The following is a 10,627-nucleotide window of genomic DNA, read 5'->3' as shown; positions in this document are numbered from 1 at the left end:
ATTGCCATGAAATTGACTACACTGCTGTTGACCGCTGCGCTAATGCAGGCGCACGGTGGGGGGATGGCCCAGAACGTCAGTCTTTCGGGCCAAAACCTGTCACTCAAGACCATTTTTTCCCGGATCAAGCAGCAAACGGGTTATGCCTTCTTCTACAACTACTCGTTGCTCAAAGAAGCGCATCCCGTCGACCTGGACGTAAAGGACATGCCCCTGACCAAGGTGCTCGACCTTTGCTTTACCGGTCAACCCCTCGGCTACGCCATCGAGAACAAGACCGTAGTCGTCACCGAGCGCCCAGCGCCCCCCGCCGACCCCTCGGTCGCCGCCCTCCCCGACGTCACCGTCCGCGGCCGCGTCACCGACGACAAGGGTAACCCCGTCGTGGGCGCCAGTGTGAAGGTGAAGGGCCGGAATACGGGTACCTCGACCGATGCGGACGGGGTATTTACACTAAAGGTCCCCGAAGGATCGGTGCTGATCATCTCCAGCATCGGTTTTAGCACGAAAGACGTTACCGCCACCAAGGACGAAACCATCAGCATACAGCTCCAGGCTTCCAACAAGGAGGTCAGCGAAGTGGTCGTAACGGGCTTTGGCGAGACCCGCCAAAAGCGCAGCCTGGGCTACTCGGTGACCCAGGTCAGCGGTGACGACGTCCGCGCGACCATGCAGTTGAATCCGATCTCGGCCCTCCAGGGAATGGTGGCCGGTCTGCAGGTACAGCCCGGCGTCGCCGGTCAGGCCTCCACGCCGCGCGTACTGCTGCGCGGCGCCAGCTCTTTGAACGCATACGAAAACAATCCCCTGGTGGTGGTCGACGGCGTCATCCTGGACGACCAGAGCGTCACGCAAAACCAGGGCGCTTCCACCGACTTCGGGAACATCCTCAAGGATATAAACCCCGACGACGTCGAAACCATGAGCGTGCTGAAAGGCGGTGCGGTAACGGCGCTCTACGGTAGCCGTGCCGCGAACGGCGTGATACTGATCAAGATGAAAAAGGGTAAAGCCATGAAAGGCCTGGGTGTTTCCTTCTCCCAGGAACTGACGCTCCAAAAAGCATACAAGACCACCGACTTCCAGGAGGTATACGGGATGGGCATCTACTCGGATGACTGGAATACCGGCCCCAACGGCATACTCGCCATCAATTCCAGCGACTGGGGCGCCAGCTTCGGCCCCGAAATGACCGGCCAGGTAGTCCAGGACTTCAACGGGTACGTCCGCAAGAACTACCCCTTCCACAACCAGCTGCTCAAGCTCTATCAGAACGGCGGGGTGTCCAACACCAACGTCGCTTTGTCCGGGGGGAACGAGAACAGCACCATCCGGATGTCCTATTCCCGGCTGGCGTCGAACACGGTACTCCCGAACAACAAATTCGACCGGAACAGCTTTTTCCTGCGCGCGACGCACAAGATCGGCAGCTGGGTGAACATCGACGGTAACGTAGCCTATGTCCATTCCTACAACCTCAATCCGGCGCAACAGGGCGGCGCCAGCCCGCTGTACCAGTTTTTGTACGACGGTTCTCCCAACTACGACGCCAGGTATTGGGCCTCGCACAACTTCGACTCCGCTAAAGGCGGCATCAACAACGCGGATGCCACTACCATCGTCGCGAACACATTTTATCCTTTATACCAGAACAAATATTACCAAACCGAAGACAATCTCCGCTCCAGCCTGGAGATAACCGCGACGTTCACGCCCTGGCTCAGCTTTGACGGCAACGCCAGCATGAACCTCTATAACGTCAACCACTCCACCGACCAAAGGGGTACCCAAGCCGGGTACAACAGCCCCAACTACTCCGGTTCGATCACCGACCTGCTGCAGTCCCGGTACCGGGGTGAGTTTGCGCTACAACACAAGTTCGGGGAATTTACCCCCTCGCTGCACATCGGGGGCGAGGTCTTCAATTCCGCGCAGACCGGCAACTCATACAGCACCAACGGCGGTGGCGTCCTGCCGGACATCTACCGCCTTTCCAACTCGGTCAATCCCGCCACCATCACCGAAAACAAGCCCAACAGGTCCGAGCTCACCTCCGTTTATTTCCAGGGCGCCATCGGCTGGCGTTACCTGACGTTGAACCTGTATGGTCGCAACGATTGGAATTCCACCCTGGTGTACAACGACCAGCACGGGAAGTATTCGTATTTCTATGGCGGTAGTGACCTGGCCTTTGTATTCAGCGACCTCCTGAAGGACAAACCCTCTTACCTGAGCTACGGCAAGCTGCGGTTGTCCTATGCCCAGGCGGGGAATGGGACAGATCCCTATACGACCAGCACCGGGAGCTATACCTCGAGTTCTCCGTATACCGGCGGCGGCGGTAGCGCCAGCCAGTACCAATACTCGTCCTCCACGCTGGGTAACACGTTCCTGGTGCCCGAGAAGAGCTCGAAGGTCGAAGCCGGTCTGGAGCTGTCCTTCTTCAAGGATCGCCTGGGCGCGGACTTCACGATATACAACCAGAACACCAAGAACCAGATCATCGCCTTTGGCGTGCCCGCCACCTCGGGCGTATCCAACGCCCTGGTGAACGGGGGAGAGGTACGTAACCGTGGTATCGAGCTGACCCTCACCGGTACGCCGATCCAGTCCCGCAATTTCGTTTGGACCACCAAGTTCAACTATACCCTCAACCGTAATTCCGTTATAAGCCTCCCCTTCGGTGCGTTGTACTCGAACCTCGACGGCGAGGACGGAATCAGGAGCGTGGCACAGGCCGGGGGCGCCTATGGCGCGATGGTCGCTTCCTATGGTTTCGCCGGGTATGTCGACGCCGACCCGAAAAGCGCGCTCAACGGCCAACCGGTGTTGACACAATTGTATGGAGGTACCCAAACCGCCTACGTCCGGGCCACCGACTACGGAACGACACCTCAGACCAAAGAGCCCGTGATCGGTAACATCCAGCCCAAGTTCCTGGGAAGCTTGTTCAATACCTTTACGTACAAGAATTTCTCTCTCAACATCTTCCTCGATGCCCGATTTGGCGGTATGGAATGGTCCACGTCGTACTACTACGGCATGGAAGACGGCAACATCAAATCCTCGCTCGCGGGTCGCGATACCAAATATGGCGGGTTGTCTTTCAAACCCGGCACCACCAATTCCCAGTACCTGGGCTTCCCTATGGGCAGCTCGCGGACGGACGGGATTGCGTTTAAAGGCGTCTTCAAGGCCGGCTCGACGTCTTTGGGCGCCGATGGGAGCATGCACGACGTATCGGGTATGACCTGGGCCGACGCGTATAGCAAAGGCTATGTGCTTCCGACCAACGCCGCCGACTACTATATCAAGACCTACGGTTGGAGCGCCGGTATCCGCTCGATGGCTACCTTCACCAACTCCTGGGTTTCCCTCCGCCAGGTCGCCATCGGTTATGACCTGCCGCAATCGCTCGTCCATAAGATGAAGTTCTCCAACCTGAGGGTCAGCCTCGCCGGTCGCGACCTGTTGTACCTCTACAACAGCGCCCCCGACCACATCAATCCCGAGAACACCAACGACTCCGGCGCGGGCAGCGCCTTCGAGGACGGTGGTGTGCCCTATGTCAGGAGCTTCAGCGTGATGATCAATGCAAACTTTTAAACCCGAAGACGATGCACAAACGTAACTATATCATAGGCGCCTTGCTGCTGAGCATGTCTTGCAGCCGGTCGCATTTCGCCAACCTCAACACGGATCCCGACGCGGTGTTGACGATCAACCCCGCGACCGAGGTCACCCCCGGGGAAGTCGACATTCACAGCAACAGCTTTGAAGTGTTCTACGATTTTGTCCGGGACATAAAGCCCTGGACACAAACGTATGTCTTTACGACCGGGAACTCATCCACCTACCTCACCGCCTTTAGCACGAGCAACATCAACTATCGTTGGGGTAATTTCTACGGAGGGGTAGGGGACAACCTGACCGACGTGCTGCACATCATCGACAACATGCCTGCCGACAAGCAGGCGCAATACCAGCAGATGCGCGCCATCGTCACCATCCCGCGGATATTTTACGCGTTCTATACGTCCGACGCCAACGGCAGCATTCCCTATCTGCAGGCATTTCTGGCGCGGTACACGAGCCCGTCTTACTTCACGCCCGTGTATGACCCGCAACAAATATTGTTCGATACCCTCGACGCCCAGCTGGCGCGGTCCGTGGCCATATTGGAAGCCAATCCCACGGTGTCCCAGGTGTCGCTGGGTTCGAACGACATCTATTATGGCGGGGACGTCACGCATTGGATCAAGGCCGCCAACAGCCTGCGTCTTAAGATGGCCATGCGCCTGATGAAGCGCGACCCGGCCAAGCTCACTTCGATCGTTAACGCCGTACTGGCTGATCCCGTGGGGCTGATCGCGTCCCCCAGCGACGACTGGATCTGCTACTCCAACTCGATCGGCGCGGGCGACGGGAATAACAACCCGGTCAACCAGGGGAACTATTCCGGCTCGATGAATAACGTCAACTTCATGTGGAAGACGGCCGATCCCCGGATCAGGATTTTCTACCAGCCGGCCGGGATCACGTCGGCGGACATGCTGGATTCGGCCCAGGCGCAAGGCGTCATACCGGCCGGCGTCACCTGGGATGGCCAGTTATACCGCGGGCAGTACGCCACACCCGGTACGAGCTCGGACCCCACCAAGAGCTTCATGTTCCAAACGCTCACGTTCAGTTACAAGGGCGTCAAGCAGCAGGTCAACTGGCCCTCGATCATCCAGCCGGGCCTGACCTATTACACGTACAACGTCACCAGCGGCGGGATCAACAACTACCCGGTCATCACCTACGCCGACGTCTGCCTCATGCGGGCGGAACTGGCCGTCCGTGGTCTCGACAACGAGACGGAGCGACCCGACACGCTCTATAACCGCGGCATCACGGCGTCCATCGAGGACTATGACCGCTGGGGAAAGAACACCGTCGAACCGGGCTATACGCCACTGGGCGCCAATGAAATCAGCAACTACCTGACCCAGCCGGGCGTCGCCTACAATTCGGCCACGGCGCTCGAGCAGATCTGCGACCAGGAATACCTGAACTTCTTTATCCAGCCGAATGAGTGCTGGGCCCTGATCAAACGCACCGGCTACCCCGCGGTTGGCAGCTCGATACTCGCCTGGGAGGACATGTCGTCCTTTGGCGGCATGCCCCGCCGTTATCCGGCCCTCCAGCCGGCATTGGGCGACCTGAACTTCACGAACGTCACCAATGCCATCGACTCGATGGCCCTGGACCCCAACTACGGGGCTCCTTCGAGCACCTCGGGTCGTGTTTGGTGGGATCAGCCCTAGTCGGGCAGCCCAGCCGCCCCGCTGGCAGCCCAGTCGCCCGCAGGCGGCTCATCCTTAAAACAATTCATGGCGCCGGCCAATAACCGGCGCCTTTTTTTATCTTGTAGGCAACGCATGAAATTCCTTTCCCTCCTCCTCGCCGGCTTGGCGCCGGCGTCGCTGCTGGCGCAACAAATCGACGCCCACGGCCACCTCCACCTCGGCGCCCACGCCGAAGGCCCCCTCCTCACGCTCATCGTTCACGGCGACACCCTGAAACCCGAATCCGCAGTAACCCGCGGCAGCGCCACCACGTTGCATTATGCCGGAGGGTTGACCGCCGTGGTCCGGACAACAGCGCGGGGCACGTATACCCGCTACGAGCTGACAGCCGGAGACACGAGCGCAGACGCCGTCATCTGGGGTCCCTACACCACCGACATCTCCGACACCATCGGAAACGAAGTAGGCATTGTCAGAAACGCCGATGTCGCCATCGGCCTGCAGTGCCTCAACCTGAAGACCACCGGCGGCAAGCTGGAGAACGAGGAAGGCGCCGTTTTTGACCGCGGCACGACGGCGACGGCGACCGCGAATGGCGCCTCGCTCCAGGCTTTTTCGATCAACCGCGCACGCGATAGGAAAATCACCGTTTGGGGACGCTGGCCTGAAGTGCCGCTGAAGGCGATCCCGGATGGCGGGCTACAAGGCTCCGCCATCGCGCTGTTCATAAGCAAACCGCGGGAGGTGCGCGCGGTCCTGACCCAGATCACCAACACCGAAAAATTACCGGACGACAAGGAAAAATGGACGCCGGAGGAAGGCCGCCCCTACCTGATCACCACCTTCAGCGAAAGCAACATCGACACCTTCCTGGCCTATGCCAAACGCATGCGCCTGGCCGGCGTCTATCACGAGGAGCTCTTTGAAACCTGGGGACACTTCGTGATCCGGAAGGACCTTTTCCCCCACGGCATAGCCGGGTTCAAGGCGTGCGTCGACAAGGCCCACGCGATGGGTCTTCGGCTGGGGTTCCACGTCCTTAGCAACTTCATCACCACCAACGACGCGTATGTCACCCCGGTGCCCGACCGCCACCTGATGACAGCCGGCGGCGACGCACTGACAGGCGCCATCGACCCGCAAGCCACGGACATTGCCGTTGGCAATACCTTTTATTTCCAGCTGAAAAGCGACCTTAACAGCGTCCGTATCGATGACGAGATCGTTCAATATACCGCGATAGCAGGCAACCACCTTACCGGTTGCGTCCGGGGCGCCTTCGGCACGAAGGCCGCCGCGCACGCCGCCGGGACAAAAATCGACCGCCTCATCGACCATCCCTACAAAGTCTTTTTCCCGGACTGGGAGCTCCAGCACCGGATCGCCGCCAACATCGCGAGCTTTATAAAGGAGACGGGCGCTGACCAGATGGATTTTGACGGGCACGAAGGCACCTACGCCACCGGTATGGGTGACCTGTCCTTCGAGACCTTTGCGGACGAGGTCTTCCGCGGCGCCGGTCATCACGTGACCTTCGGGTCGAGCCGGTCCAACCACTATTTCTGGCACATCAACGACTACCTGAACTGGGGCGAGCCTTGGTATGGCGGTTTCCGGGAAAGCCAGGCCGCCTCCCGTTTCGCCAACCAACCCTTTCTGGCAGACAACTATATGCCGCCCATGCTCGGCTGGTTCCTGATCACCGCCAGGACGGCGCCCGAGGACGTCGACTGGATGCTCGCCCGGGCAGCCGGGTACGGCGCGGGCTATGCCCTGGTGCTGCGGTCCGCGGCCCTGTCCAATCCGCACCTCGAAGAGATCGTCGGTAAATTCCGCGACTGGGACGAGGTCAGAAATCGCCAGTTGCTCAATGAGGCGCAGCGGGCCTGGCTAAAAGACCCTTCGACGGAGGCCAGCCTCGTCCAGCGGGACGGTCAGTGGTACCTGGAGCGCTTCCACGACGCGGATTATACGTTCACCGCCCGCGCCCTGCAGCCCGGTCAGCCCACCGACACGGTATGGTCGTTCGACAACGCGGTCGCCGGCGTCTCGCCGCGTCTGACCTACAAGGCCGACGCCCCCGTCGAAACGCCTACCTGGTCTTTTGATGACAAAGAAGGCAGCACCGCCGGAGCCCACCGCCTCACCTTTGACGCGCGCCCGGTGGGAGCGGGCCCGGTCCTCGTTCATGTCGGTCTCCGTCTCTATGACGGCCGTCAGCCGCTGGATGGCAAGCCTTCCCCCGCGCCGCTTTGCAGCGTCACCCCCGTGAACCTCCGCTGCGAGTACCTCGTCAATCCCGAAGGCATCGACGAGTCCTTCCCCCGATTGGGCTGGACATTCGACGCCACCGACACGACGGCGCATGGGCAGCGGCAGACGGCTTACCAGGTAATCGTAACCGAAGGAGACCCCGCGGGCGCAGGCGACGGCATCACCGTCTGGAATTCGGGTTGGGTAACCAGCACCAACTTTCAACAAATCATGTATACCGGCGCCGCCCTCACCTCCGATCGGACCTATACGTGGAAAGTCCGCGTCAAAGACGAAGCCGGCCGCATCTCCGCCTGGAGTCAACGCGCCCATTGGAGCACCGGTCTTTTCCACCGGTCCGAGTGGACTGCCCGCTGGATCGGCACCGGTGAAACCCTCGATCCGAAGGCCGAAGACTGCAACGTCTCCAACCCCTGGCTCCGCAAAACGGTCGAATTGACATCCCAACCCGCCAGGGCGATGATGTTCGTCGCTTCCGTGGGCTATCACGAGCTGTATGTCAATGGGCAAAAGATCGGCGATGGCGTGCTGGCCCCCGCGGTCACCGACCATACCAAGCGGGCCCGCTATATCGTTTATGACATCGCCAGATACCTCCACCCCGGCGCCAACGTCGTCGCCCTCTGGCTCGGCGCGCCCTGGTCGATTTATAAACCTTATGCCACCGATGACAAGCCTCGTGCGCCCGTCGTAATCGCGCAGGCCGACGTATATGACGGCCCCGCAAAAATCCGCATCCAAACTGACGCCACCTGGCTTACGCATCCCAGTCCGAACCGTCTCCTCGGGAATTGGTCTTTTGGCCGCATGGGCGGCGAACTGATCGACGAGCGGCTGGAAGACCCCCGCTGGAACCAGCCGGGCGCCGACACCACCGGTTGGAAACACGCCGTCGAATACATGCCCCGTCTCATGCTCACCGCGCAGATGACGAACCCCAACAAGCTCTCCGACGAAATCCACCCGAAAAGCATAACCGCGCGTCCGAACGGCGACTACCGCATCGACATGGGCGTCAACTTCGCCGGCTGGACGGAGATCCGCCTAAAAGGCGACCCCAACCAAAGGATCGACATCCAATTTTCGGAGCGGGAAAACGAGGACATGACCTTTGGCATCCATAGCGCTTATATCCTCGACAAGAGCGGGCTGGGGACCTTCCATAACCGTTTCAACTACAGTTCCGGCCGTTGGATTACCATCAAAGGGGCAAAAGCCGTAAGCGACATAAAAGGCTGGGTCGTCCATACCGCGTACGACAACGCCGCCTCCTTCGAATGCTCCGACAGCCTGCAGAACTGGATATTCAACAAGGTCCGCTGGAACTTCGAAAACCTTTCCCTGGGTGGCTATGTCGTCGACTGTCCTCAGCGCGAACGTCTCGGTTACGGCGGCGACGCCCACGCGACCAGCGAGAGCGGCGTCCTTAACTACGACCTGCGTGCGTTTTACACGAAGTGGATGCAGGACTGGCGGGATGGACAAGGCAACCGGCAGATGGACCCGACGAACTACGGCGGTCCCGCGGACGACGGCATCCTGCCCCATACCGCCCCGACCTACGATGGCGGTGGCGGCCCTCCCTGGGGAGGCATCGTCGTCACCCTTCCCTGGAACTTCTACCAGTTGACCGGCGACCTCCGCATCCTCGATCGGAATTTCGATATGATCAAGAACTGGCTGTCCTTCCTCGACTCCCATACCCGTAACGACCTCATGGAGCGCTTCGGAGGCGACTGGGACTTCCTGGGCGACTGGCTCTGGCCCCACGCCGGCGCCGAAGGAATGAACAACGGCAAGCCGCAAAACATCTGCTTCAACAATTGCTACCGCGTCTTCAACCTCCGAACGGCGGCGAAGATCGCCGTAGTGCTACATCACCCAAAAGAAGCGGAAATATGGACCGCCGAGGCGGATGCCTCCAGTGCCGCGATCAACGCGAATTACTACCATCCGGGAGACCACAGCTATTCCGACAGCTCCATGGACAACCTCGCCGCGGCGCTGATCGCCGGGGTCCCGGCGGAAACCGAACGGGCCGCCGTCATGCAACGCCTGGCCGACGAAATCCTCATCAATCAGCACGGCCACATCCACGCCGGAATCACCGCCGGCGCCCTGCTGTTCAAATTCCTGCGGGCGGAAGGCCGCGACGACCTGATCTATTCCATGACATCCCAAACCGGCTACCCCGGCTGGGGCTATATGAAGACCCAGGGCGCGACCTCCCTATGGGAAGCCTGGGAGGGCCCCATCCCCGGGCACTCGCTCCTCCATAGCTCTTATCTTTATCCGGGCGCGTGGTACATTGACGGGATAGGCGGTATCCGGCGCGACACCGCGCAGCCGGGATTTCAGCACTTCATCGTCCGGGCCCCGCGCCTCACCGAAACTCAGCTGCGCTGGGCAAGGACAACCTATGAAGCGCCCACGGGAACGATAAAGACCGCCTGGGAATGGCAGAACGGACGATTGGAGCTGGAAGTGACGGTGCCGCCAGGGACGACCGCGACGGTGATCCTACCGGACGCCATCCACGAGGTAACCGCCGGCCGTTATCGCTATACCACGGGCGCATGGCCCGCGCGCTGATGCGCCATGGGCGACGCTTGAACCGTTACCACGGACACTCGCTAATCTCGTCCTGGTAGTCGTTGCTAAAGAATTTCCCGGTCGGCCCATCCGCGTCGATCGTCGCATACTTCACGATAATGGCGGCAGCCCTTTCGATGGACCCCGGTCCCCGGAAGTGGTTGAACTCCGTTGCCGTATATCCCGGATCGACCGCATTGACCTTAAACGGCGTGTCGCGGAGCGCGTATGCCAGCGCGACGGTGTGCCCGTTCAGCGCCGTTTTGGAAGGTCCATAAGCGCCGCTCTTGAAGTGGTAAAACGGCGAAGCCGGGTCGCTGTGCAGCGTAAGCGACGCCAGCCCGGAGGTAACCTGGACGATGCGCGGCTCCGGCGATTGCCGCAACAGGTCTAAAAAAGCCAGCGTCGTCTCGATGACCCCGAAAAAGTTGGTATCGAACACCGTCCGGATCGTCGCCACCGGCGTTGCG

The 10,627-nt window shown here is 60.4% G+C and carries 4 protein-coding genes; 3 read left to right on the top strand and 1 reads right to left on the bottom strand.

Annotated elements, in window-relative coordinates:
* The 3 genes from VL547_RS08045 to VL547_RS08035 all read left to right on the top strand — a co-directional run.
* Positions 1-3,606 (top strand): SusC/RagA family TonB-linked outer membrane protein (locus VL547_RS08045; protein WP_325577088.1); only part of this gene is annotated, 3,606 nt, incomplete at its 5' end.
* Positions 3,607-3,617: 11 nt separating this feature from the next.
* Positions 3,618-5,309 carry a SusD/RagB family nutrient-binding outer membrane lipoprotein gene (locus tag VL547_RS08040; protein ID WP_325577086.1) on the top strand — a complete coding sequence of 564 codons (1,692 nt, stop codon included), beginning with the start codon at positions 3,618-3,620 and terminating at the stop codon, positions 5,307-5,309.
* A gap of 114 nt (positions 5,310-5,423) precedes the next feature.
* The gene (locus VL547_RS08035; protein ID WP_325577084.1) at positions 5,424-10,157 is read left to right on the top strand and encodes a family 78 glycoside hydrolase catalytic domain; all 4,734 of its coding nucleotides are present in this window, start codon (positions 5,424-5,426) and stop codon (positions 10,155-10,157) included.
* Positions 10,158-10,182: 25 nt separating this feature from the next.
* Here VL547_RS08035 and VL547_RS08030 read toward each other — a convergent pair.
* Positions 10,183-10,627: SDR family NAD(P)-dependent oxidoreductase (locus VL547_RS08030; protein WP_325577082.1), on the bottom strand; the 445-nt coding region annotated here is incomplete at its 5' end.

Origin of the sequence: Dinghuibacter sp., assembly GCF_035492835.1 — a bacterium.
Taxonomy (GTDB): domain Bacteria; phylum Bacteroidota; class Bacteroidia; order Chitinophagales; family Chitinophagaceae; genus Dinghuibacter.
Note: the sequence above shows the minus strand (reverse complement) of the source record. Positions and strands in the feature narration are given on the sequence as shown.

Excerpts from the sequence above, each read along its gene's own strand:
- VL547_RS08035 (WP_325577084.1), top strand. The coding sequence starts at position 5,424 with ATGAAATTCCTTTCCCTCCTCCTCGCCGGCTTGGCGCCGGCGTCGCTG.
- VL547_RS08040 (WP_325577086.1), top strand. The coding sequence starts at position 3,618 with ATGCACAAACGTAACTATATCATAGGCGCCTTGCTGCTGAGCATGTCT.